We start from the raw sequence: 25,179 nt of genomic DNA, 5'->3' as shown, positions 1-25,179 counted from the left end.
CTATACCCCTATGAATAGTGTCGCCTGCGCAATGGCGATATAAAACGCCGGGTCCTGTACCGGTGCTTCTTCCCATACTACCAGCTTAACCGAAAACATATCCGATTGTTCATTATAAACAGCAAGCCACCTTGCGATAACCTCGTCATTTATAATAAAGTTGGACCAGTCTTCCATTTCTTTATCAATTTTCATCTTAAATTTATCGCTTGATATAAACAGTTCGGGAACGCCAATACGCCAGTTCTCATAATTAATGATATATTTTTCGTTTAAAACAAGATCCTTTCCTTCAAACCACACTTTTCCGCGTCTGAAGATTTTCTTCACTTCGAATAATGATTGTCCATCATTACCAAGCACCGCATATTTCAAAAAATAGCGGTGATCGAAATAGCCGTCCAGCAATTTTTTCAAACCGTTATCATAAATACGCTGAACTTTTAGGATTTGCTCCCCCGCTTCATTGTAAACAGGCTGTTGTTCCGTTGATTTTATATTTCCTAATACTTCGTACGTATAAGTCTGCATTGATTTCCCCTTAATAAATAATCTTAATTTTATTGAGTATCCGTTGTAAAAAATTTTGCTTTTCATCAAATTTTTCCCGTATCGAAAGTGCCTCATCAGGATGGTCGGTAATGACACCATTTACATTTTTCTCGTAAAATTTCTGCATATCCGACTCATCATTAATCGTCCAGACGAACAACTCCATATCACGATCCTCTACTTGCTGCTGGATATTTTTCGTAGCAAAAGACTGCTCCACCGAAATAAAGTCGGCATTTGATTCTGGTAACTTGCCGTATGCGATGGAATACACATGCCCAGTATGAACACGGGGTTCCAGTTCTTCAAGCAGCTCCATTGTCGGTAAATCAGGTGATTGAACATAATGATAATCCAAGGCATCATATTCATCAAGCAGATCAACAAAGCGCTGTAAAAAGTCCTCTGTTTCAAAACCATGAGTTTTCAGCTCAATAAGCAATTTTATATTTAAATCATGACTCATTTCAAGCACTTCCTCAAATGAAGCGATCGTGTCACTGAATCCATCCGCCAAAACGGTTGTTGTGACTAATTCATTTAGCGTTAAATCATAAATAATATCATCTTCACCTGACAAACGTGATAAAGTTTTATCATGATAGACGACAAATTCCCCGTCCTTCGTTTGCTGGATATCGATTTCTACTAAATCCGCATCTGCTTCTTTAGCCGCTTCAATCGCACTCAATGTATTTTCCACACCGCCATCCATAAAGCCGCGATGGGAAACAATATTTGTGTCCGGTTCGTAAATCGTTTTTCCCAAATTGATATAATTAATACCGCTCACCAGGAAAAACGCATATACAGCAATTAGAAAGGACCACTGACGAATTGTTAGTCTAAATGGCTCTTCCTGTATGATTAACGGTTTATGACGTGTTAACTGGAATGCCACCATAACGATTAGCTGAGTAAACAAAACCTGCAATATTGTGAAGAACAGGATGATGACGCCCTGTGCAAGTGTCATTGTAAAACTTGCAGTGACAAGTCCCCAGCTCGGCTTAAATCTTTCAATGATAAAGAGCGGTGTCAATACGATAAATAACGCGAACAACAAAAGCGTTATATTGACGATGACAATAACCCCGATCATCCCGACCGTCTCAATTAGTTTTCTTTTTGAAAACTGCCAGCTCATCTTTAATGCTTCAACTATTGAAACCTCTTGATAAACCGTAAAAAACGGCCATGTAAAAATGAAACGTAAGCCTATAAAACTCAATATAATTATTAGCACAACATATAGAAACGTACCATTACGAGAATTTAAAAGTTCGTCTATAATAAAGCTTGGTATATTTATATTTTGAATCAACGAAACTGGCAAAAATGATGAAATAAGTGGAATCAATAATAGTAAGTAAACTGCAATCAATAATGTCTGCAAGCTGATAAAATAGACAACCTTCTGATTTAACCGTTTTAAAAGCTCTTTCCATGTATATGGAATTCCACGCTGCTGATAGTATGCCAATAGTATTAAAAATCCTAATTCATAATAGATGAATACAATTCCGATAAATAAAATAATTCCTATTCCAAATAACGCAAACGGATTTGTCAGTAAATAAAGGATACTATCTTGCGTAATTACCTGTACTCCGGTAATATCCATGACAACTGCGGTAATCAGCCAGATGATAGGCAGTAAAATGAATGCCTGCACAATCCGTAATATCGCAAACGTCCGTATATAATCGACTCGATAATAATATAGATTTCTGAAAATCAGTTGAATAACGCGTTTAATTCTGTCCACAAGGCTTCCTCCGACTAGTCAATTCTATCTCTATTTTTGGTTTTTCTTAATATATTCCTTTGTTTGAAGCAAAGTATTTGTAAATACTTCCATTGGCTCCACCCCTCTAATTCCGTAATGGTCTTCAAATACGAAAAAAGGGATAATCTTTATTTGAAGTTGCTGTGCTTCATATCGATCCAGCACTAACTCTTCTGTGAATTGTTCTTCTTTTATTATTTTTTGTGCCATGCTCCGATCGATGCCAATCTGTTCGCAAATGGTCAGAAGTGATTCAGTGTCATTTAAATTAAGACCTTCCGCAAAATAATTTTTCATTACAACATCTACAAACTCCAGTTCTTTTTCATAGAGTTTTGCAAGCTTAGTTAAGCGATGCGCATTTTTCGTATTGGCGAGAACTATCTTATCAAAGTTGAATACGACTCCTACATCCTGGGCATGCATTTGCAACGCTTCCATGAACTCCTCTGTTTTACGGAGGTCATTATTTTTCTTTTTAAAAATGGAATCCACATAAGATAACGTTTCCGTTTTTGAAGCGGCAGGGCTTATTTCAAACGCTCTGTAAACGACTTCCGTTTCTTCACCTAAATTTAATTGTTCGATAGCTTGAAATAACTTCGTTTTAGCGATATAACAAAACGGACAAGCAAAATCAGAAAAAATCTCTATTTTCATATTGTCTCCCCCTAATAATTATGTAATTATATCCCTCTATTCTATGGGTTTTTTATTACAATACCCAAAAATCCAAAGAAAAAAGCCGAACCCGACATGGATTCGACTAAATAATATCTAAAATGAAGTAATTGTTGCAAAAAACTCTTCATAAAGTCCCTTTAATATTTGATCTTCATATTCCGAACGAACGCCAAATACAAGACTAACTTCCGAAGAACCTTGATTAATCATCTCAATATTCGCTCCTGTTGCAGAAATCGCAGTGGCTGCACGTGCTGCCAACCCTGTATTATGGCGCATGCCTTCCCCGACAATGACAATCATAGAAAAATTATGGCTGAATTGAACATCATCTGCACATAGTTCCTCCTTAACGCGCTTTACAATTCGCGCTTCAATTTCAGGTGACAGCTGGCTAGAACGCATAATAACTGAAATATCGTCTAAACCAGATGGTGTATGCTCATAAGAAATGTTTTCCTCTTCAATAATTTGAAGTAGCTTGCGGCCAAAGCCAACTTCTCGATTCATTAAATATTTTGATACATATAGAATTGAAAAACCACTATCCGCAGAAATCCCTGTAACCGGGCGATTCGTTGCCGGACGAGTCGGTAAAATTAACGTCCCAGATGCCGAGGGGTTATTTGTGTTTTTAATATTGACCGGAATACCTTGTTTATAGACTGGCATTAATGCTTCATCATGGAACACGGAAAAACCGGCATACGATAGCTCACGCATTTCGCGATAAGTAATTTCCTTAATATCGACTGGATCGTTTACGACTTTAGGGTTAGCAGCGAACACACAGTCCACATCCGTAAAGTTTTCATATAGCTCAGCACCAACAGCTGATGCCAAGATCGAACCAGTAATATCAGATCCGCCACGGTCAAATGTACGTAATACGCCTGATTTTGTATATCCGAAGAATCCCGGGAAAACAATAATCTCCTCTGTATTTTTCAATACACTTAAGTTTTCGTATGCTTCTGGCAATGCATACGTACGTTCCGGGAAGTCATTTAAAATTAGTTTATCTTTTGGACTTATATATTTTGCGGGCATGCCAATTGCATTAAAATAACACGCAATTAGTTTTGCATTGTTATCTTCACCGCTTGCTTTCATATTATCTAAGAATAAGTCTTTGTCTGACCAATTTTCTGTCACACGCCCGCGTATATCTTGCTCAATAATATCTGAAATTGTATTGTCTAAACCAAGATCTTCAGCAATATTACGGTAACGATTTACAACAGCTTTAATTTTTGCTTCAACATCGCCTTTATTAATCACGGTGTTTGCTAAATCTATTAATAAATCCGTCACTTTAATATCATCACTTGAACGCTTACCAGGCGCAGAAACAGCGACAATCTTTCTTTCAGGATTAGACTTCACAATGCTTGCTACTTTTTTGATTTGTTCTGCACTCGCGACAGATGTGCCGCCAAATTTACATACTATCATCTCATCATATCCTTACTCTCAAAATTGATATTTGTACTCACCGAAAAAACATTTGACTTTACACAGTGTACAAATTTATCCTATTTCAGTCAAGACTATTCAGTAAATTCATTAATCTATTTGTCAAAATACGAATAATTCGTCATTTTGTCAATATATTATATGAGATTTTTATATAAAATGATATTTATTTGTTCAATTTTATAACATTTTTACAATAAAAAATAAATATAATTTGTTAGGCAAATGAAGTGTCACAATAGTTAAACAACCTTCCCGTCAATCCCTAGCAATGAAAAAATGTTTGTTCCCCCATTCTACTGCAAATTAATCTATAATTATTAGAAAAGAAGTTGTAATTATTATTAGTAGGAGAAGGATATATGAAAATAGTAATTGCAGAAAAACCAGACCAGGCTGCAAAACTGGCTGCCCCATTTTCATTTACTAAAAAGGCTGGTTATTTTGAAGTAAAGCCAAACACATATTTTCCGGAAGGTGCTCTTATAACATGGGCAATCGGTCATCTTTGTGAATTGAAGGCCCCGGAAGAATACAACGCTTCCTGGAAAAAATGGACGTTGGAAACATTGCCGATCATTCCAGAACGTTTCGAGTATAAAGTAACGAAAACAAAATACAAGCAATTTAATATCATTAAGACACTCGTGAAAAGACCGGATATAAGGGAAATTATCATCGGCGGGGATGCAGGGCGCGAAGGTGAACTTATTATAAGGACCATTTTAAAAGTTTGCGGCGTGAATAAACCAATGAAACGTTTATGGATATCATCTCTAACGGAAAATGCGGTGAAAAACGGATTTGCAAACTTACTACCGGAAGAAAAAACGAGAAATATTTATTTTGAAGCACTAAGCCGTTCCTGTGCAGATTGGCTAATCGGGATTAATACATCGAGATTGTACACAGTGCTGCTTAAACGAAATGGAGTAAAGGATGTATTTTCCATTGGACGAGTTCAAACACCTACACTAGCACTCATTGTAAAACGAGAGCATGAGATTGCAAACTTTAAACCTGAACCGTTTTGGGAAGTGGAAGCGGAATTTAATTTTAACGGCAAGATACTAAAAGCGAAATGGCATAAAAATAGCGTGACAAGGCTTCTAGAGGAACGCCAAGCAATTGCTGCCGCCAATTTTTGCATCAATAAAAACGTAGAAATTAAGAATATCAAAAAGGAAACGAAGGAATATGCGCCACCTCTTTTGTTCAATCTGTCTGCACTACAGGCAACAGCAAACAGAGCGTTTAAATTTTCACCGCAAATGACGCTCGATATTTTACAGAAGCTTTATTTAAAAGGTGTCGTTTCCTATCCTAGATCGGATTCCCAATTTTTAACGAATGAGGAAGCAAAAACATTGCCGGCCATTCTCGGACAGCTAGGTAAGTTAGATCAATATAAAAATCTGTTGCCTCCACCGACAACTTCACTTATGAACAATAAACGGTTCGTGAATGAAAAAAAGGTAACCGATCACCATGCCATTATTATTACAGAACAAGTTCCGAATATGGGAAAGCTCAGTGCCGAGGAAGCAAAGATTTATGATTTAGTTGCAAGACAAGTCATTGCGGCACATTACAATAATGCCGTATTCTCCTATACAACGATTCACTCACTTGTCGATAATCGTGCTGAGTTTATTTCTAAAGGAAAGGTATTGCTGGAGGAAGGTTGGCGCAAAGTCATTCATCATTCGAAAGATAGTGCTGACAAAGATGAACTGCTCCCTCTTCTGCAAGAAAATGAGCAAGGGACTGTCGTGAAGGCAAATGTAAAAAAAGGTGAAACCCAACCGCCAAACCGCTATTCGGAAGGTAATTTAATTACAGTTATGAAAACAGCGGGCAAACATTTGGAAGATGCGGAACTGGAAAAGGTTTTATCGAAAACGGAAGGCTTAGGGACGGAAGCTACACGTGCCGGAATTATTGGTACACTGAAAGACCGGAATTATATCGAAGTGAAGAAAAACCAAGTGTTTGCAACGACGAAAGGAATGCTGCTCATTGAAGCACTAGGTGAAAGCATTTTAACGTCCGCTTCAATGACAGCTAAATGGGAGCAGCGCCTTTCTGAAATTGGTGAAGGGAACGCTTCCCCGCAAGTATTTATGGAACAGGTGAAAAAACTGGCCGATAAATTGATAGTAGATGCAGGCGAACGTGAAAAAGAGTGGGCATTCAACCAAAATGATGTGGAGAAAATTACCGAAAATAATCCATATACGAAAAAGTATAACAAAGTAAAAACGGTTGTCGGTAAATGCATCCTTTGTGATGGATCCATTGTCGACCACGGTACTTTTTACGGTTGTTCGAATTATAAGAAAGCCAACTGTAAATTCTCGGTTTCCAAAAAAATTCTCGGAAAAACAATTACGCAAACGAATTTGAAGAAACTTTTGGCTTCCGGTGAAACAGACTTGATCAAAGGATTTAAAAGAGGCGGTAAAATCTTCAACGCCCACCTCATTTGGGATGAGAAGGAACGAAAGATAAGTTTTAAGTTTACAAATACAAAGTAATCAACTTCCTTTAAAAGATATCCCCCCCCGAAAGTTAGTGTCGAACATTTAACTTTCGGGGTAATTTCTTATCTCTTAATCAATAATTTAACCTGTTATCATTCCTGTATTTTAACCACGCATCTATTTCTGTTTTCATAAATCTTTTCTGATTATCGAGCAATACATAGGGGATGAACTGATAAGTATCATAGCTGCTTAACCCCTCTCTTAACGAATCATCATTCGATATAATGATTTCAATCGATTGTTCGCTTATTTGAAGGTAGTCAGCCAGTTGAGTGATTGTCATCAAATCAGGTATTGAACTATTGACATTTTGTGAATCTATATCGGAATTCTGTATGTTCGTTGAGTTACTTATTATAAAAGCAGATATTACAACAGATAAACCCAACAGTACTGCTCCCATTAAATAAGTCGACTGTTTCATAATAGAACCTCCTACTAATATATAGTTTACAAAACACTTTGCCTTAAAAAAAACCATTTATCATTTTAATTGTAATTGGATTGTTTCTGATTGACTGTTCCACTTTATTGTCGCTTTAAGTTCTGATCCTTCCGTTGCATTCGAACAGCCGTAAGGCATAAAAAACATTCCATTTTCATCTAAAGAGATGGAGGCCCCTTCTTTATTATCCACACTAAACTCCAATTGCTCAGGCAGCGGATCATTATTTAGGTATTTTATATAGCCTTTAGTAGAATTGCAGCTATTATCATCAGTCACTACATATTGAACTCTCCAATTTTCACTTTCACCAAAAAACACATAATCTTTTTGTATGCAGCCAGATAAAAGAGCAACACTAAACAAAAGGATTAACATTCTGCTTTTCATTTAAAATCCCCCTTTTTTACTCTTTTCCACTTACAATTTCCTTAAATAAAAAAACGATATGCAGAGTATGGCTTACTCCTTAATAAAACGGATTACCTGATCTATGTATCTCTCTAAAGGTTGCTTAGTATTTACAACGATGTATAAACCTTCATTTGGTTTCTTACTATTTTCAATGGTAAATTTAAATGTTTCTTCTGAGCTGGCTACTTCAATTTGACTAACCATCCTATTTCGGCTTTTCAATCTATTATTAATTTCTTGAAAATCATTCAGATAACACTCCACGTATTTGTATGTGGTTTTGTACTTTTTTGACAACTCGATGCCTCGATCTACCATTTCCTGATAAAGGCATGGACTATCCAACAAGACATTTTGTCCTTGGGATAAGTGAAATTCCACTAAAGACCAATCTACATTGTAGGCCATTTTACCAACAAGTTTTTCATCGATCGAAATTTCCTCCAGCGACTTCAGTAACGCAGATTTTACAATATCATGATCTATTATGACTGCCCCTGTTCTCTTGGCAATCTGTCGAGAAAGCGTCGACTTTCCAGACCCCGGGAACCCGGACATTTGTACAAAAAACATACTTAAACAACTCACTTTTATCGGAATTTTATTCACTCGTCAAAATTAAACTATTCAGAACCCAAATATTCTGCATGGAGTTCCCTCTCTGTAATGCCCTTTTCCAGAGACACACTGTACGCCTTGGCATTTGGTCTTGAGCTTACGATTTTATGAATTTCCTTTTCTTTATAATGAATCGCAACGCCATCATCTAAAGCAATTCCAGAATGTAATTTATTGGTCTCCATCAGTTTATGATATGCAGGTCTTCTTTCGGTTTCTCCATCGTAATGCGGACAATTACTTCCCTTTAAAAACCCCAAACAGTTAATAGGCTCAAGTCCATCCCCATAGGAATCCGTCACCCCTTGTTCAAACCAACAGATTGCTCCTGCACTCAGCCCAGCTAAAATAACACCTTCCTCCCATGCTTTTCGCAAAATACTGTCTAATCCCCATTCCTTCCACAAAGCTAAAAGGTTTTTCGTGTTTCCACCACCTACATATAAAATGTCTTTTTCTAAAACAAAACTTTCCAAGTCTCGAGAAGGTGGGTTAAATAAAGATAAATGTGAAGGATCACAATTTTGGTCATTAAAAAAACTATAAAATCTTGATATGTATTGTTCGGAATCACCACTAGCTGTAGGAAGGAAACAGATTTTCGGATTAGCAGTCTCCGCTTGTTTTAAAATATAGTGATCTAATAACGGGTTATCGGGTTCCATTGAAAAACCCCCGCCACCCATAGCTATTATTTGTCTCATTTTCATTTATGTACTCCTTTCGTCCATATACACTCAAAACATTATCCTTATGATTTCAAGATTTTCTTCATTTCTCTCCAGCCCAGCCCTTCCTCAGTCACTTTTAACTACTTAATCATTCATATTCTATAAAGTTCGTAATAATCCCTTTGATATCAAAACAATAACTTGGAGCAGCGTCATGAAGGAAGCTCCTCCTTTAACGATATGTTGATTTGAAATACATGTTCAAACGCCATCTAAAAACGATAATAGGGTTATCGACCAACAATAATCCTCACCGAGATAAATATTATCCCAATGTAGAAAATATGAACTTTTCAATGTTATACTAATGATACAAAAAGGAGGATTTATTTTATGGAGAAAAGAAAGCGGACGATTTTTTGGATCATACCAATCGGGGTAATCGGGGTATTTTTTTATTTTTTCGGTCCACAAAAAGCCGTAACTGATAACGACTACATTACATATATTCATGCTACACCCGTTATGGAAAATAGCGATATTACAATAGAAGATGCCCTCAAAAATTATTGTGAAGAAAGCCGCTGGGAATATTTCCAAACTAAAATGATGGAGCATGTAGTAGAATTTAAAGGTAAATGCAACATTGATAACAAAGTACAGCCTGTTAATCTACAGTATGTTGTTGAAAAAGGACAAACAGATTACCGTATGGGGGCAATGCTTGTTGATGGTGAACAGCAATCCGAAGAGCAGCGAACAGCGATTTTGGATATAATTCAATAAAGTATTACAAAGTGGAAACTTCATAAGCTTCCACTTTTTATATACCAAAAACCCTAAAATTATATTAATAAACCTCTTAACTTCGACAATAATCGCTGCCGTCTTTTCTTTATTGTTTCATAATTCAGCCTATACTTGTCAGCAAACTCCTTTACCGAAAGCTCTTTTTCGTACAACGCGATCAACAGAAATTGCTCATCTTTATTTAACTCCTCAAACCATTCGGGCCACTCCATATTAGATGTAATAAAATGATGTTGTTGCGAATTAATGATCATTACGTCTTCTTCCACTGCTAATTCATGCTCAGATACATGATTGGCTTTGGATAACGCTCGAATTATTGCATATTTAACGCTCATGTAAGCAAACATCGCAAAGTCCCCTTTTGTTTCATCAAATTTTTGCGATGCCTGCCATAAAGCGATCCTCCCTACTTGCATATATTCATCAATATCTCGATAAATTTTAAGATTAAAAATGACCTTTTTTATTAATGTTTCATTTTCAAAAATAAGTTGCTCCACATCCAGCATGATTCCAAATCCTTTAAGCTGTGCACAACTGATTATTCCTAGGTACTACAAATTTAAAAAATAATTGAAAAAGAAACAAAGTACAGATTTATCATGAAAAATAACATTTGAATAGAAAATAGTCGTAAAATTCACACTTTTATGCAGTAAATCGGTACAAAAAGGAGATTTTCGCATAGTTTTCAAATAAATCAGACTTAACGATATTGACAAAAAACCGGCTATCATGCATGCTATTAGAAAATATAAAGGCATATTGAAGACGAGTACGTAGCAATTGGCTAAACAAGAGAGCACATTCCACAGGCTGAAAGAATGGCATAGCAAAACCTACCGAACCTACTTCAACAGCTCCTAGAAAAATAGGCGCAGACTCAGCGTTATGAGATGAAGTGGAATGCAAGTATTAGCATTCAATTTAGGTGGTACCACGGAAAAAGCACATTTCGTCCTAATCGATAGGATCGAAATGTGCTTTTTTAATGTAATAAAGTGAAACTTCAATCAGTGGGGAATCCTTACCTCCCCACTGATTGTTAGTTGAACCAATCGGGCTTTTACGAGTAGTTGACCTCCCGCCCAAATGCGGGAGTCTAACTACCCGTTAATGCGGGATAAAGTGAAACTTCAATCAGTGGGGAATCCTTACCTCCCCACTGATTGTTAGTTGAACCAATCGGGCTTTTACGAGTAGTTGACCTCCCGCCCAAATGCGGGAGTCTAACTACCCGTTAATGCGGGATAAAGTGAAACTCAATCAGTGGGGTATCCTTACCTCCCCACTGATTGTTAGTTGAACCAATCGGGCTTTTACAAGTAGTTGACCTCCCGCCCAAAAGCGGGAGTCTAACTACCCGTTAATGCGGGATAAAGTGAAACTTCAATCAGTGGGGAATCCTTACCTCCCCACTGATTGTTAGTTGAACCAATCGGGCTTTTACGAGTAGTTGACCTCCCGCCCAAATGCGGGAGTCTAACTACCCGTTAATGCGGGATAATTTCAATATTTCTATGGAAGGGGATTTTTTGGTGGAAAGAAAACGAGTTGTAGTAAAAATCGGAAGCAGTTCTTTAACAAATAGTAAGGGTGAGCTTGATCATGAAAAATTTCATGACCATGTTGCCGCCATTGCCACAATGAAACAGGCAGGTCATGAAGTCATTTTAGTATCTTCAGGGGCAGTAGCGGCAGGTTTCAAAAAGCTTGGCTACCCTTCTCGACCAATTACCCTTAAAGGGAAACAAGCTGCTGCCGCGGTCGGCCAAAGTATCTTAATCCAAACTTATGCAGATAAATTTGCCACATATAATGTGACGTCCGCCCAAATTTTACTTACACGCTCTGACTTTAATGATAAACAGCGCTATAGAAATGCTTATGAAACATTAACAGAGCTATTGGAGCGTTCAATTATCCCAATTATCAATGAGAATGATACTGTATCTGTTGCTGAGTTGACTTTTGGTGATAATGACATGCTTTCCGCTTTAGTAAGTGGGCTCGTTCACGCAGATCAGTTAATTATTCTAACAGATGTGAATGGGCTCTATACGGCAAATCCTTTAACAAACACAAATGCTGTTCGTATTGATCGTATCGAAAAAGTAACAGAAGAATTGCTTCAATTTGCTTCAGGCTCAAGCTCAAAAGTTGGTACCGGCGGGATGCAGTCAAAACTTGTTGCAGCCAATTATGCCGTCAATACAGGTGTCGAAGTCTTTATCGGCACAGGTATCGGCCATACAAAACTAACAGATATTCTCGATAATAATGGGGACGGTACCTATTTTGAACGCAATGAAAAGTATATACCGACAAATAAACAGTGGGTCCAGCTCTCAAAATCTTCCGGGAAGATTTTTATAGATGAGGGTGCAGTTCAAGCATTGCAATTTGGCGGAAAAAGTTTATTGCCGGCCGGTGTCTATGCATATGAAGGACAATTTGAAAAAGGTGATGTTGTAGAAGTTTTTGACCGGCATAATTGTATCGGGCGTGGAGAAATTCTTTATTCTTCAACAGAATTGGAGCAAGCAATGGGGAAAAGAACGACAGAGCTCATGCATTACCCGATTGAAGTTATTCACCGGAATCAATGGGTCAAAATTTAAGGAGGTCATTTTATGTCAAAAACGATAACAAACGAAGTTGTGGAAAAAGGCAAGCGCGCAAAAAAGGCAAGCTATTTAACAAATACCAAATCAACAGCAGAAAAAAATGAAGCATTAAGAAGTATTGCACAGCAGCTTCTTACCGATTTGGATGTTTTGCTGGCAGAAAACGACAAAGATATTACTGCCGGTAAAGCGAATGGACTCGATCAAGCTACTATAGATCGGATTTTACTGAATGAAAACCGTATTCAGGCGATGAGCGATGCAATCTTACAGCTAATAGAATTAGAGGATCCTGTAGGTGAAGTAGTCGAACAGATTACGAAAGAAAATGGTCTGCGAATTATTAAAAAGCGTGTTCCACTCGGGGTTATCGGCATGATCTATGAAGCACGCCCGAATGTAACGATTGATGCAGCAACACTTTCGATTAAAACCGGTAATGCGGTCATTTTACGAGGCAGCTCATCTGCCAAACACTCTAATATTGCACTCGTTGCATCGATTCACCGGGCATTGGACGCTGTCAGCTATCCGAAAGATGCTGTTTTGCTTATTGAAGATACGAGCCGTGAAACAGCGAAATCTTTATTTACATTGACTGAATACTTGGATGTACTTATTCCGCGTGGCGGGAAGAACCTGATCGATTTGGTCGTGCGTGAATCAACGGTTCCTGTCCTCGAAACCGGTGCAGGGAATTGCCATATTTATTTGGATGAATTCGCTAATATTGAAATGGCAAAATCAATTGTAAAAAATGCGAAAACACATCGTTTGTCCGTGTGCAATGCAGCGGAGAGTTTATTGCTTCACCAGAAATTTTTCCAAAACTACGGTACAGAATTTTTACATTACTTACAGGATGAACTTAAAATCAAAATCTATGGCGATAAAAAAGTATGTGCTTTACTGCCAGAAGCAATTGAAGCAACAGAGGCACATTATGCTGAAGAATTTTTGGCGCTGACATTAAGTGTCAAAGTAGTGGAGGATGTAGTTGAAGCCGTCCATCACATTAATCTGTTCGGAACAAATCACTCGGAAGCCATTATCACGGATGATCGTCATAATGCGGATATCTTTTTAAATTCTGTTGATGCGGCAGCAGTATATCATAATGCGTCCACTCGCTTTACAGATGGATTTGAATTCGGGTATGGCGCTGAAATCGGAATTTCTACTCAAAAGCTGCATGCACGAGGCCCAATGGGTTTACCGGCATTAACATCTACAAAATATTATATTCATGGCAACGGTCAGATCCGTGATTAATATTCACCTTCTGTAAAGTGAAACTTCGATCATTGTCTGGAGGCGGAGTTTTGCCTGTGCCCCACGCTTTCGAGGCAGATACATTTTACTATCCGTTAATGCGGGATAAAGGAAGCAGGTTCATCATATGAATGTACGTTCGATGCTTAAACTTACTATTTCCATGGCTATTTTCGGCTCTATCGGCTTCTTTACAACACAAACCGGATTGCCAGCAGTGGAACTCGTTTTTGTACGCTGTATATGTGCGACAATCTTTTTAGGCGGATTGTGGTTGATTACAGGTGGTCATAAAACAGAAGATTGGAATAGAAGCGAAGTGATGAAAACAATCGTTTGCGGCATATTTCTTGTCTTAAACTGGGTGTTTTTATTTAAAGCGTTCGAAGTTATGTCAATTTCAGTCGCCATTTCGATTTATAATTTAGCTCCGATATTTGTATTAATTTTAGGTTCGATGTTTTTGGCAGAAAAAATGGGCCTACGTTCAATTTGTGCAACAGCTATTTGCTTTTTCGGCAGCATTCTCATTATCGGTATTGAGAGCTTTACAAGCGTTTCGCAATTTATGAATTCAGGATTTATATGGGCGCTTCTTTCGGCCATTTGCTATGCACTGACAATGTTCACGAGTAAAACCATTCATGGCATGTCATCTTATGCACTAACATATATTCAAACGATTACCGGGATTATACTGTTGCTCCCATTTTGCGATTTTGCTGCTTTTGAAGGTTTAACGAATACAAACTGGCTCTACATACTTGGTACAGGTTTAATCCATACGGGATTTGTCTACTATTTATTTTTTGACAGTGTTCGAGACCTCCCTACTGTCATCGTTTCAGTACTCGTATTTGTCGATCCGGTAGTAGCCATATTATTGGATGCTTTGCTGCTATCCTTCCGACCAGATTTATTGCAAGTGCTTGGAATTGTGCTCATTTTTGGAAGTATTTTATACACCGTTTTCTATCCTAAACAAACCATAAACAAGGTAAAAACAAGTAGTTCACAATAAAATCCAAAATAGAAATAAACTCTCAATAGTGGCTGAATTTAAGCGCTTACTATTTAGAGTTTATTTTTTATTATTTAAATTGGGCCAGTTGTTGGGGAATCAATATTTTATCTGCAAACCATATTTGCTGCAGTTTTGTTTTATCCCCCATATAAATAACGACAATTTCAATATTTTTTAACTTTTTGTAGTGGGTTACAGCCGATATCCAATCTTCTTCATTTGGAAAGTCATCAAATAGTAATTCATTGCAGATAAAATAGATTTTGCCGCTACTGCTATGGGATAATTCTAACTTCAACATCGTAAAGGCATAATTAATCACACCTTTATAGTTAATCGGTTCGGTTTTAAGTCCGAATGATTTATCCAGCTCAAAGTAATAATTATAATCTGTAGTATCTTTATGTGTAATCATTTCCTGATCAATTGCGTTTATGAATGGTAAAAAAACAAAATTGTGTTCATGTTTTTGTGAAAATTCCGAAACGGCCAGTGCCAATCCTTTTTGTAAAGTAAGGCTGCGTTTCATTGATATATCTTTTTGAACACAAAATACATATGTACTGTTCGGATCCAGACCAACTTCCAGAAATTGTTCTGTCTGAAATTTGGTTTTCCAAAACAAAACTTCTGAAAAGTGCCTTGATTCAATATAACTCAATAATTTCTTTAAATTCTCATTGCTGATTGTTTCCCATATCGTGTCACCGAATAGCAGTTCTACCGCTTTGGTTTCTTCCAGGGCTTCTTCGAAAATTCTGTCGTAAATAGAATTGAACTTAAATAAATTCAAGTACCAATTATTTTGAATCTTCAAATGCATTTCGTGATAAATGTCCTTATTAACTTGATTATCGGCTTGTTCCTTCACAAATTCATTGTTAAATTTTTCGATCTTCAATGTTTTCCGCATATCCAGAAAATATTCTCTTTTAATTTTTTTCCATATGTATAGTGCTATAAAAAATTTTTTTACAGAGGAATTGGTTAAGTATTCAAAGTTCAATTTATCTAAATTTCTGGCAGAAAAAAATTCCAATATAAAAATTCGCCATTCTTTCAGTCTAATATCTCCATCTACAATTTCACTTTCATACTTTTCTCCAATTTCAAAAAGTGACCAAATATCATGAAAAAATAAATAAAAATCATCACTTTTCAATATTATGGAGTCAGTGCATTGTTCGGAATAAAGTAACTTTAACAGTGCCTCTTTACGCTCAGCGCTTAAAGAGCTAGGATTTTTCAACAATAGCTCCTCCATCATGGACCCACCTCTCTTTAGTATATTTTTAAATATATACCATATTCTCAAATTATACCATTTACCAAACTAAATAATGTAAATTTAAATAAACAAAAAAGCTGCTGACGATTATTTCGTTAGCAGCTTAAAATTTATGCTTTGCGGCTTTCTGTCATTTGTTTCCACACTGAACCTTTAGCCTCTTCTCCGCCTTCAATACGGGCAAGCGCCATTTTTGCCTGTAGTTTTACTTCGAATTCTTTATCTTCACTCGCCATTTTTAATGCGTCAATTGCATGCTCTGTACCTGCTTCATACAAGTACATTGCCGCGCGCCAGCGGACGAGTTTATTTTTGTCACCTAATGCAGCGATCATGGCCGTCTCAAATTCCGGTAATCCTAAATCACTCATACAGTCGCCTGCTGTACGGCGAACGGCTGCACTTTTATCATTCAATGCCTTCGTCAAAGCTGGAACGACCGCTACATCTTCAATCATCCCTAAATAAACGGTTGCAAGGCGTCGTATCGACATTTGCTCATCTTCCAGCGCTTTTTCGAACAAAGGAATATCCTTTACTTCCGGATCCGGTAATTGATCCAACAGCTGGAAGCGTTGTTGCCAATCTTCCACTCGCTCATATTGTTCTAAAGTCACTTCTTTACGCTCATGCGCTGCTGTGACAACTTGTTCGTTAGCAGACTGAACAATAGTTTCCACTCGATCTTGCGGATAAAGTGCATCTACTTCTTTAATCACTTCTTGTACAACTTGTTCTTTATCGCCATAGCGAACACCAAAATCGACCCATTTTCGTTCAAAAATATAATTTTCGTCAGTCACACTGAATTGCAGACGTTTAAAAGCTGTCGTGAAACGGTCTCCAGCGCTAATTCGCACTTCTCCTTCACCATCAAATGCTTTAATTTGCAATGGAATCGCTTTGTACATTTGAACATGCACATTTACTTCCCCATAATGCTCATTCATCTCATACTCCGTGCTTTCCGTTGCCTCTCCGCCAATTGCGCGGCGAATATCGGCTAAAATATTTTCCCAAGCATATTTCGAATTACGTTCAATCGCCAGGAAGTTCGATACATGGTAAATGCCTTTTACACCTTCTACTCCAAAGATGGCTTGCATCTCAGGTGATGCCTCACCAATATTGTCTTTTGTATAATTAAAGCTTTTACCAAATGGTAAATCCTGATCGATGATTACTTTCATTGAATTTGGACTTGGTGTTGGTTCAATTGATAAAATTTTCATTGTTATGCTCCTATCCATTTGCAATTTCGTCTAAATAGCTCCAACGCTCGATTAATTGCTCGTATTCCTGATTTAGTTTTTCAAGATCAGACGTCAGTTGTTGAAGTTTTGTAAAGTCCGAACCAGCTGATGAAATTTCATCTTCAGTTGTCATAATTTTTTCTTCAACCTGAGCAATTGTATCAGCAATCGATTCCCATTCTTTCTGCTCTTTAAATGATAGCTTTTTCTTTTCTGATTTCTGTTTCTCAACTTTTGGCTTTTCCAGCTTCATTTCTTTCGCTTCCTGTTGCAGCTCGGACTCGCGTTTTGCTAAATAATCGGTATAGATATCCAGGCTTTCCGATACACCGCCTTTTCCATCCAAAATCCACAGCTTTTTCGCAATACGGTCCAAGAAGAAACGATCGTGACTGATTGTAATAACAACGCCAGGGAAGTTTTCGATGAAATCTTCAAGAACACCCAATGTTTCGATATCCAAATCATTCGTCGGCTCGTCTAAAAGCAATACGTTTGGCTGCTCCATCAATAGACGAAGCAAGTGAAGTCTTTTGCGCTCACCGCCCGATAACTTGCTGATCGGTGTCCCGTGTGTGTTCAGCGGGAATAAAAAACGTTCAAGCATTTGCGATGCAGAATAACGAACACCGTCAGAATCGGTAATATCATTTGAAGCTTCACGGATATAATCAATCATTCGTGCATTTTCATTCATGGCAGGCAATACTTGTTTGAAATGCAGACGCTTTACAGTGGACCCGACAATGACCTCACCTTTGTCCGGTTCAATTTCCCCTGCAAGCATGTTAAGGAGTGTCGATTTCCCGTAACCATTTGCGCCAATTATGCCAATACGGTCCCCGTGCTGCAGTAAAAATTCGAAATCCTGAATAATGACTCGGTCTCCATAAGCTTTGGAAATCCCATCCGATTCCAATACTTTTTTTCCTAAACGTGTTGTTGCCAGTCCTAATTCCAGATCCGTCTGATCATTCGAACGGTCGATTGATTCATCTAATGCATCGAAACGCTGAATTCGTGCCTTTTGCTTTGTTGTACGTGCCTTTGCACCACGGCGTATCCATTTTAATTCCGAACGGTAGCGGTTACGCAGTTTCGCCTGGGAAGCTGCATTCATTTCTTCACGAATTGCCCGCGCTTCCAGGAAATCCCCATACGATCCTGTATGACGGTATAATGTTTTATCTGCCAACTCATAAATATGTGTTGCTGTTTCATCCAGGAAATAACGGTCATGGGTAATAAAGATGACCGCTCCTTTTAGACGTGCTACCATTTCTTGCAGCCATTCCGTCGATGTGACATCCAAATGGTTTGTTGGCTCGTCCAGTAAATATAAGTCTGCCGGTTCAATTAATACTTTTGCCAATGCAACACGTTTTTGCTGTCCACCCGAAAGGCTCGTTACTTGCTGGTCAAACATGTCGATCCTAAGCTTCGTTAATGCTTGCTTTGCCAAAGCATTGACGTCCCAGGCATTTTCCGTGTCCATTTGTTGCTGTAATCGAAATAGTTCATTTTGCAGCTTTTCCGATTGCGGATTTTGGGACAATGCCGCTACCGCCTCTTCATAGGCACGGTTTAACTGTAATATTGGTGAATCTCCGCTAAATACAGCTTGTAAAACCGTTAAATCTTGCGGAAATTGGGGATCTTGTTCCAAATAGGCAATACGGTATTTATTCGGATGGTCAAATTCCACTGAATCCGCATCTTGTTTTCGAGCGATAATCGATAATAAAGTAGATTTTCCTGTCCCGTTTATCCCGATTAATCCTGCACGTTCCCCGTCATAAATGGTAAATTCAATATTTTGAAATAGCGTTTTTTCGCCAACTGTTTTTGTTAAGTTTGATACGATTAAATGACTCATGAAATCCCGTCTCTTTCTTTTTTTAACTGCTCTAAAAATTGTACCATAAAGGCATGACGTTCTTCAGCCATTTCGCGCCCTTTTGCAGTTACCATTAAATCTTTCAATAATAAAAGCTTCTCATAAAAATGCGTAACAGAGGCTGTGGATTGACTGCGATATTGTTCTTTCGTCATATTTACACGCACTTCTTCTGCATCATCATATAACTTGCGTCCTTTCGCACCACCGTATGCGAACGTCCGCGCAATCCCTACCGCACCAATCGCATCCAGTCGGTCTGCATCCCGGACGATTTTCGATTCAACTGTTGTAATTTCCCGTTCATTGCCTCCATTAAATGAAACCTCTGCAATAACCGTTTGGATATGTTGTTTTTCCTCTTCCGTTAAATCAAGTTCATCCAGGATCCGCTGTTCCTGCTGTTTATCGACAGCATATTTTTCGTCACTGACATCATGCAGCAGCACGGCTAAACTCACGATTTTTCCACTTGCTAAAGGTTCTGATTTCAGTATTGTCATAGCGTTTTGATAGACACGCTCAATATGTTGAAAATCATGGCTTGCATCCATTGTTTCATAAATTTCTTTTACTAATTGTTCACAACGTACGATTACTTCGGACATGTTACATTCACCATTTTCTTTTTATAGTTTACATAATTATATTACCACGAGAAGTAGGATGACTTCAGTTATTTGACATGTTTATTGCTAAAAAATTCCGTCTTCCCCACACTTGCCCTAACCCCCTCCATAGCAACTTTTACACGAAAAATCAAGTATCCTTCATTATGCGGAGATAATTTTTGTCCAAAATGTGAACTAAATGCTTGTTTTTTACAAATTTGTGACATATACTAGAAATAAGGAAACATAAAACAGGGAAAAGGAGTGTTAATTATGCAAAGAATGATGCAAGCTGTAGCACCAAATATGAATGAAAGTCAACGTAAGGGACTAATTGTTATTTCACCAATTTTAATTGGATCGGTTGCATACGGATTAAGTGCCACTTTTATGATTGCGACTAACCTTCTACAAATCATGTTTTAATGGACGAACGTAAATTTAAACTAAATATTCACAGCAAATAAAAGAAACGTATTCGAATGAATAATCAAACGAATACGTTTCTTTTACTTTTATTAATCGCTCAGGCGTTTTTTTGTCCTCAGACAGCAATTTCTTGTCGGTCGCTATATATTTTCATTTTAAAATAATCCAAGTGCACTCCCGTCTTCAGCCACATCCATATCCAGTGCTGCCGGCTGTTTTGGCAAGCCTGGCATTGTCATAATATCCCCAGTTAAGCAAACAAGGAATCCTGCACCTAACTTCGGAAGAATTTCACGAATTGTAACAACGAAATCGGTTGGTCTGCCTACTAAGCTTGGTTGATCCGATAATGAATATTGTGTTTTCGCCATACAGATCGGCAGAGTGTCCCACCCATTTTTTTCGATGACTGCTAACTGTTTTTTCGCAGCATCCGTTAATTGCACACCTGCACCACCATACACCTGTTGTACAATTTTCGTTAATTTTTGTTCCACGGTTTCTTGCAAATCATATAAATGGTGGAAAGTATTCGGCTGTTCAATTACTTCGAGTACTTTTTCGGCAAGCTCAATACCGCCTTTACCGCCTTCTTCCCAAACATTCGTGCGGGCAATCCGAACTTCATTTGCTGCGGCCCATTGTAAAACTGCTTTCAGTTCCTGTTCAGAATCCGTAATAAAACGATTCAAGGCAATTACCGGCTCTAACCCAAAGTTACGAACATTGGCTATATGCTGTGCTAAATTGGCAATACCTTGTTTTAATGCGTCCACATTTTCTTCCACTAAGTTAGCCTTTGCTACACCGCCATGCATTTTTAGTGCACGAATTGTCGCAACAATAACAACAGCGCTCGGTTTAAATCCTGCTTCACGTGCTTTAATATTTAAAAACTTCTCCGCCCCTAAATCGGAACCAAATCCTGCTTCTGTTACTACAATATCCGCAAGTTTACGTGCTGTTTGCGTTGCTGTAATTGAATTACATCCATGGGCAATATTGGCAAATGGTCCACCGTGGATCAGGGCCGGTGTGCCTTCAATTGTTTGAACCAAGTTTGGATTCATTGCTTCCTTCAAAATAAGAGCGAGTGCTCCTTCTACTTCTAAATCACCTACAGTTACCGGATTACGATCATACGTATAACCGATTACAATGCGTGCTAAACGCTGTTTCAGATCTTTCAGGCTTGTCGCCAAACAGAAAATGGCCATAATTTCAGAAGCTACTGTAATATCAAATCCGTCTTCACGAGGTACGCCTTGCATCGGACCTCCTAACCCGACCGTTACATGGCGCAGTGCACGGTCATTTAAGTCCAGTACACGCTTCCAGACAATTCGTCTTGGATCAATGTTCAATGCATTCCCTTGGTGGATATGATTATCAATCAATGCAGATAATGCATTATTCGCAGTCGTAATTGCATGGAAATCGCCATTGAAATGCAAATTGATTTGCTCCATCGGCAATACTTGTGCATAACCGCCGCCGGTAGCACCGCCTTTTACACCCATTACCGGTCCTAATGAAGGTTCTCGTAAAGCGACCATTACTCGCTTATCCAATTGGTGCAATGCATCCGCCAAACCGATTGTTACCGTTGATTTCCCTTCTCCTGCAGGTGTAGGACTTATCGCTGTTACAAGCACCACATTCGCCGTTGCTTCACCACTAATTTTACTTGTATCAATTTTTGCTTTAAAGCGACCATATTGTTCAACCGCATCTAATGGAATTTGTGCATTTTCAGCAATTTCCAAAATTGGCTTCATTGTCGCTTTGTTGGCTATTTCAATATCTGATAATGGTTTTTTCGTAGTTGTTGTCATGCTTTGCCCTGCTTTCTATATGTAGTCACTTTATTATAGTCTGTTTTGTCTGAATTAATAAATATAAAAAGCGATGTAAATCGACAAATTATTGACAGTTCTTATCTTTATAGGATATAGTTTATTCGTAATATTCTGGAATCTTCATGTTTCATCAATTGATTTTGACAGTATCGGAGGAGAAAGCGGATGCACCAAGGCACTGTAAAATGGTTTGATAATGAAAAAGGTTATGGATTTATAGAATCTGCAGATGGTGAAGATGTTTTTGTACACTTTACTGGCATACAAGAAGAAGGATTTCGTTCACTGGATGAAGGACAAGTGGTTGAATTCGATTTAGTCGATGGTATCCGGGGTCCACAGGCAGCGAATGTTATAAAAAAATAGACAAAGCTGTAAACGAAAGATTTTCATCGTTTACAGCTTTTTTTATTTCTTATTAATTTCGTATTGTGCACCATCAATTGTAAAATGCTTTTGCTCTGTCGCACCTGATATGATGACCTTTTTTATGCCGTAGCCATGTTCAAGCATATAATCCCAGGCGACTCCATCACCGATTGGCTTGACAAATATAAGCTTCACTTCATCAAGCAGAATAATTGAATACTCTACATTCTCTTCCTCATTGACCTTTTTTAAAATTGTCGCACCACATAGTTGGGCAATTTGCTCCACTGCATCAAAATTCGGTACAACAAAATGGACAGCCTGAAGCGTTAAATTCCCTAACGGATGTTGCGCTATAATACCGCGGTCCGTCAGTTCTTTGCGTCGAAGTGTATCTGCTTCATCCCATTGAATGAAAAAAGGAAATTCAATTTTCGATTTCGGATGACCAATATAAAGCAGTTGCCAGCTTACTTCAGAGCCGTCTTCCCGTATTCGGGAATAACGTTCCGGTCCAACTACTTCCAAACCTGCTTGCGCAAATAGCTTCGCATCATGTTCAATTGTCGTTGTACGAACAGCAAAACGCGTCAATCCATCACGTCGGCGATTTTCTTTATAGCTTGCATGTAATGAATACTTCTTATTGGCAGCTTCCTGAAACTTTTCTTCATTTTCAATGCCGATCAATTCAATATAAGCCAAATCAAAGTAGCTTAGTGTATTATATGTACCCCACGCTTCATGGCTTCCTCCCGGCACTACATGAAGGCCTTCTTCTTGTAATTTTAACAATGTCTGTTCTGGATATGAAACAAAATGGACGAGATGATCGAACTGGTACATGCTTCAACCTCATTTCAGTTTAAAATAGATTAAATATTCTAAATTATAACATATATAGATAATTGAAAATGAGCAAACTCCATTTAAGAAAGGACATTGATTAATGTAGTTGCAGCGTTCTTTTTCCCATCAACTTTAACAGTCTCCCCTGATTTATGAATAATATAGTGAGGCTCCATCGCACCATATAAAGATTTGGAACTATTTGCGACCATATAATCCGCTTTTGCCGTTTCCATTCTTGCAGAAGCTCGTTCCAACAAATACGTTTCATCATCCGTTGCTTCCAGTTTAAAACCGATTAATGTTGTTTCAGGCGCCCAGTTTTTAATTTGTGCCAATATTTTCGGCGCTTTTTTAAAATGGATAATCGGTGGTTCATCCGATGGCATTTTCCCTTTTTCCGTCAGCTCATGGCCATGCTGATCGAACACTTTGTCAATAAGCCAGTCTGAGCCGGCCACCGCCATAATGACATAGTCAATTTCCTCGGATTCAAGAATTGTTTTCAGCTTTTCTCCTAAGTCCTCAATACCTTCAAATTTAATAAGCTGCATCTTATTTTGATGTTCCGGCAGCTGTGTAAATACACCGTGCATATATATGACGCTCGCACCTTTTTCAAGTGCGGCTTCTGCTAAATAGCACCCCATCGTCCCTTTTGATAAGTTTGTATGGCCGCGGACATTATCCCATTTTTCAAATGTACCGCCACTCGTTATTAATACTTTTTTTCCTGTCAGCATTGTAGTTTCCCCTTTTAGTGTTCTTCGTTTTCCAGCCACTGTTTTAATATCTCCACAAATTTTTGCGATGCCGGTGACAGCTTCTGCTTTGTCGATAAACCGAGGATCCGGTAACTTTCCTGTACTAGAGGCAGTGCCTTTACAGTATCCGGCAGCATCGAAATCGCCATTTCAGGCAGTATGCTAATACCTAGATTATGTTCTACCATTGATACGATGGCTTTTTCGTCATAAAGTTCAAAACGTATATTCGGAAATACACCATATTTCTCAAATGTTGTCATAACATCATTTGTTCCTTTATAGGAAGGCATTATAATCGGGGTATCTTCAATTTCAAATAAATCGATCTCTGCTCTATCATATAGTGGACTATGCGACGACACAATACATAACAGCGGGTCGCGTTTTAGCGGCATAAACTCGAACTGTTTGGAGCTTGTCCGATTTAAAAATCCGCAGTCGACTTCCCCCTGTAATAGCCACTGTTCAATCTCATAATAATCCCCTTCGCGCAATTCAATACGAATACCCGGAAACTGCGAATCCATAATATGAATGATGTTCGGCATCCAATGTGTAGAAATCGTCGATATTAGGCCAATTCGAACTGTCCCTTGGCTTACACCTATAATATTGGATGCGGTCTGCTGCAGATGCTCCTCCGCCAACAATACTTTGCGCATTTCATATAGCATTTTCATACCGTCTTCAGTCAGCGTTACACCTGTACGATTTCGGTGAATTAAATTAAATCCAAATTCCTTTTCCAAACTTGAAACCGCATGACTTACTGCTGATTGCGTCAAGCCCAAAATAGAGGCCGCTTTAGTAAAGCTATGTACTTCCGCCACTTTATTTAAAATTTCGTATTTTACTAAACTCATTATAATTCACTCCACTAATAAATTTTAAACATGAATTATTTTCATATCAATCATTATAAACAT

The 25,179-nt window shown here is 38.1% G+C and carries 24 protein-coding genes; 7 read left to right on the top strand and 17 right to left on the bottom strand.

Translation table 11 applies throughout. The features are described from left to right. The 4 genes from MHH44_RS07830 to MHH44_RS07815 all read right to left on the bottom strand — a co-directional run bounded on the left by MHH44_RS07830 (position 1) and on the right by MHH44_RS07815 (position 4,480). Positions 1-531 carry a tubby C-terminal domain-like protein gene (locus tag MHH44_RS07830; RefSeq protein ID WP_014824219.1) on the bottom strand — a complete coding sequence of 177 codons (531 nt, stop codon included), beginning with the start codon at positions 529-531 and terminating at the stop codon, positions 1-3. Between the two features lie 10 nt (positions 532-541). Beyond that, positions 542-2,320, bottom strand: coding sequence for a glycerophosphodiester phosphodiesterase (locus tag MHH44_RS07825; protein WP_339264219.1), 1,779 nt, complete (start codon positions 2,318-2,320; stop codon positions 542-544). Positions 2,321-2,350: 30 nt separating this feature from the next. Then, positions 2,351-3,001 carry a DsbA family oxidoreductase gene (locus MHH44_RS07820; protein WP_014824221.1) on the bottom strand — a complete coding sequence of 217 codons (651 nt, stop codon included), beginning with the start codon at positions 2,999-3,001 and terminating at the stop codon, positions 2,351-2,353. Positions 3,002-3,118: 117 nt separating this feature from the next. Then, positions 3,119-4,480 (bottom strand): aspartate kinase, encoded by a 1,362-nt coding sequence (locus tag MHH44_RS07815; protein WP_340734919.1) that lies wholly within the window; start codon positions 4,478-4,480, stop codon positions 3,119-3,121. Between the two features lie 383 nt (positions 4,481-4,863). On the opposite strand from MHH44_RS07815, the gene MHH44_RS07810 reads away from it, so the two are divergent. Next, positions 4,864-7,038: a DNA topoisomerase III gene (locus tag MHH44_RS07810; protein ID WP_340798211.1), complete on the top strand. Its 2,175-nt coding sequence runs from the start codon at positions 4,864-4,866 to the stop codon at positions 7,036-7,038. A gap of 79 nt (positions 7,039-7,117) precedes the next feature. Here MHH44_RS07810 and MHH44_RS07805 read toward each other — a convergent pair whose 3' ends face one another. From MHH44_RS07805 to MHH44_RS07790, 4 genes are all read right to left on the bottom strand, one after another. Next, on the bottom strand, positions 7,118-7,471 hold the full coding sequence (locus tag MHH44_RS07805) for a Clp protease ClpB (protein WP_340798210.1): 354 nt from the start codon (positions 7,469-7,471) through the stop codon (positions 7,118-7,120). A 60-nt stretch (positions 7,472-7,531) separates the two neighbouring features. Then, on the bottom strand, positions 7,532-7,882 hold the full coding sequence (locus MHH44_RS07800) for a hypothetical protein (RefSeq protein ID WP_014824224.1): 351 nt from the start codon (positions 7,880-7,882) through the stop codon (positions 7,532-7,534). 72 nt (positions 7,883-7,954) lie between these two features. Beyond that, a complete protein-coding gene (locus MHH44_RS07795; protein WP_008408470.1) occupies positions 7,955-8,479 on the bottom strand; it encodes an AAA family ATPase in 525 nt (174 codons plus the stop codon). Positions 8,480-8,529: 50 nt separating this feature from the next. Beyond that, on the bottom strand, positions 8,530-9,228 hold the full coding sequence (locus MHH44_RS07790) for a Type 1 glutamine amidotransferase-like domain-containing protein (protein WP_340799492.1): 699 nt from the start codon (positions 9,226-9,228) through the stop codon (positions 8,530-8,532). Positions 9,229-9,588: 360 nt separating this feature from the next. Here MHH44_RS07790 and MHH44_RS07785 point away from each other — a divergent pair, with 360 nt between their 5' ends. Continuing rightward, the gene (locus tag MHH44_RS07785) at positions 9,589-9,981 is read left to right on the top strand and encodes a glucosamine 6-phosphate synthetase (protein ID WP_340798209.1); all 393 of its coding nucleotides are present in this window, start codon (positions 9,589-9,591) and stop codon (positions 9,979-9,981) included. Positions 9,982-10,040: 59 nt separating this feature from the next. Here MHH44_RS07785 and MHH44_RS07780 read toward each other — a convergent pair whose 3' ends face one another. Continuing rightward, entirely contained in the window at positions 10,041-10,517 is a 477-nt protein-coding gene (locus MHH44_RS07780) for a sigma-70 family RNA polymerase sigma factor (RefSeq protein ID WP_008408474.1), read from the bottom strand. A gap of 1,029 nt (positions 10,518-11,546) precedes the next feature. Between MHH44_RS07780 and proB the strand changes: the two genes are divergently transcribed. The 3 genes from proB (at position 11,547) to MHH44_RS07765 (ending at position 14,928) form a co-directional block, all read left to right on the top strand. Further along, positions 11,547-12,629 (top strand): glutamate 5-kinase, encoded by a 1,083-nt coding sequence (proB, locus tag MHH44_RS07775; protein ID WP_340798208.1) that lies wholly within the window; start codon positions 11,547-11,549, stop codon positions 12,627-12,629. 12 nt (positions 12,630-12,641) lie between these two features. Then, a complete protein-coding gene (locus tag MHH44_RS07770) occupies positions 12,642-13,907 on the top strand; it encodes a glutamate-5-semialdehyde dehydrogenase (protein WP_008404720.1) in 1,266 nt (421 codons plus the stop codon). 127 nt (positions 13,908-14,034) lie between these two features. Further along, positions 14,035-14,928 carry a DMT family transporter gene (locus MHH44_RS07765; RefSeq protein WP_008404721.1) on the top strand — a complete coding sequence of 298 codons (894 nt, stop codon included), beginning with the start codon at positions 14,035-14,037 and terminating at the stop codon, positions 14,926-14,928. Positions 14,929-14,998: 70 nt separating this feature from the next. Here MHH44_RS07765 and MHH44_RS07760 read toward each other — a convergent pair whose 3' ends face one another. The 4 genes from MHH44_RS07760 to MHH44_RS07745 form a co-directional block, all read right to left on the bottom strand. After that, positions 14,999-16,195 (bottom strand): aldehyde dehydrogenase, encoded by a 1,197-nt coding sequence (locus MHH44_RS07760; protein ID WP_340798207.1) that lies wholly within the window; start codon positions 16,193-16,195, stop codon positions 14,999-15,001. 134 nt (positions 16,196-16,329) lie between these two features. Next, entirely contained in the window at positions 16,330-17,451 is a 1,122-nt protein-coding gene (locus tag MHH44_RS07755; RefSeq protein WP_008404724.1) for a virulence factor, read from the bottom strand. A gap of 10 nt (positions 17,452-17,461) precedes the next feature. Continuing rightward, entirely contained in the window at positions 17,462-19,348 is a 1,887-nt protein-coding gene (locus MHH44_RS07750) for an ABC-F family ATP-binding cassette domain-containing protein (RefSeq protein ID WP_340798206.1), read from the bottom strand. Next, positions 19,345-19,977: an HD domain-containing protein gene (locus tag MHH44_RS07745; protein WP_008404728.1), complete on the bottom strand. Its 633-nt coding sequence runs from the start codon at positions 19,975-19,977 to the stop codon at positions 19,345-19,347. Before MHH44_RS07745 ends, MHH44_RS07750 begins: the two co-directional genes overlap by 4 nt. 276 nt (positions 19,978-20,253) lie before the next feature. Here MHH44_RS07745 and MHH44_RS07740 point away from each other — a divergent pair, with 276 nt between their 5' ends. Beyond that, the gene (locus MHH44_RS07740; RefSeq protein ID WP_008404730.1) at positions 20,254-20,406 is read left to right on the top strand and encodes a hypothetical protein; all 153 of its coding nucleotides are present in this window, start codon (positions 20,254-20,256) and stop codon (positions 20,404-20,406) included. 158 nt (positions 20,407-20,564) lie between these two features. Here the strand turns inward: MHH44_RS07740 and MHH44_RS07735 are convergent, their stop codons facing one another. After that, positions 20,565-22,244, bottom strand: coding sequence for a formate--tetrahydrofolate ligase (locus MHH44_RS07735; RefSeq protein WP_340798205.1), 1,680 nt, complete (start codon positions 22,242-22,244; stop codon positions 20,565-20,567). A gap of 189 nt (positions 22,245-22,433) precedes the next feature. On the opposite strand from MHH44_RS07735, the gene MHH44_RS07730 reads away from it, so the two are divergent. Beyond that, the gene (locus MHH44_RS07730; RefSeq protein WP_008404734.1) at positions 22,434-22,634 is read left to right on the top strand and encodes a cold-shock protein; all 201 of its coding nucleotides are present in this window, start codon (positions 22,434-22,436) and stop codon (positions 22,632-22,634) included. Positions 22,635-22,676: 42 nt separating this feature from the next. Here MHH44_RS07730 and MHH44_RS07725 read toward each other — a convergent pair whose 3' ends face one another. From MHH44_RS07725 to MHH44_RS07715, 3 genes are all read right to left on the bottom strand, one after another. Continuing rightward, complete coding sequence (locus MHH44_RS07725) at positions 22,677-23,483, bottom strand: VOC family protein (RefSeq protein WP_008404735.1); 807 nt, start codon at positions 23,481-23,483, stop codon at positions 22,677-22,679. A gap of 83 nt (positions 23,484-23,566) precedes the next feature. Further along, the gene (locus MHH44_RS07720; RefSeq protein ID WP_065217160.1) at positions 23,567-24,229 is read right to left on the bottom strand and encodes a phosphopantothenoylcysteine decarboxylase domain-containing protein; all 663 of its coding nucleotides are present in this window, start codon (positions 24,227-24,229) and stop codon (positions 23,567-23,569) included. A gap of 14 nt (positions 24,230-24,243) precedes the next feature. After that, complete coding sequence (locus MHH44_RS07715; protein WP_014824237.1) at positions 24,244-25,116, bottom strand: LysR family transcriptional regulator; 873 nt, start codon at positions 25,114-25,116, stop codon at positions 24,244-24,246. Positions 25,117-25,179: the final 63 nt, after the last annotated feature.

The organism is Solibacillus sp. FSL K6-1126, assembly GCF_038003445.1.
In the GTDB taxonomy this organism is placed as follows: Bacteria; Bacillota; Bacilli; order Bacillales_A; family Planococcaceae; genus Solibacillus; species Solibacillus silvestris.
Note: the sequence above shows the minus strand (reverse complement) of the source record. Positions and strands in the feature narration are given on the sequence as shown.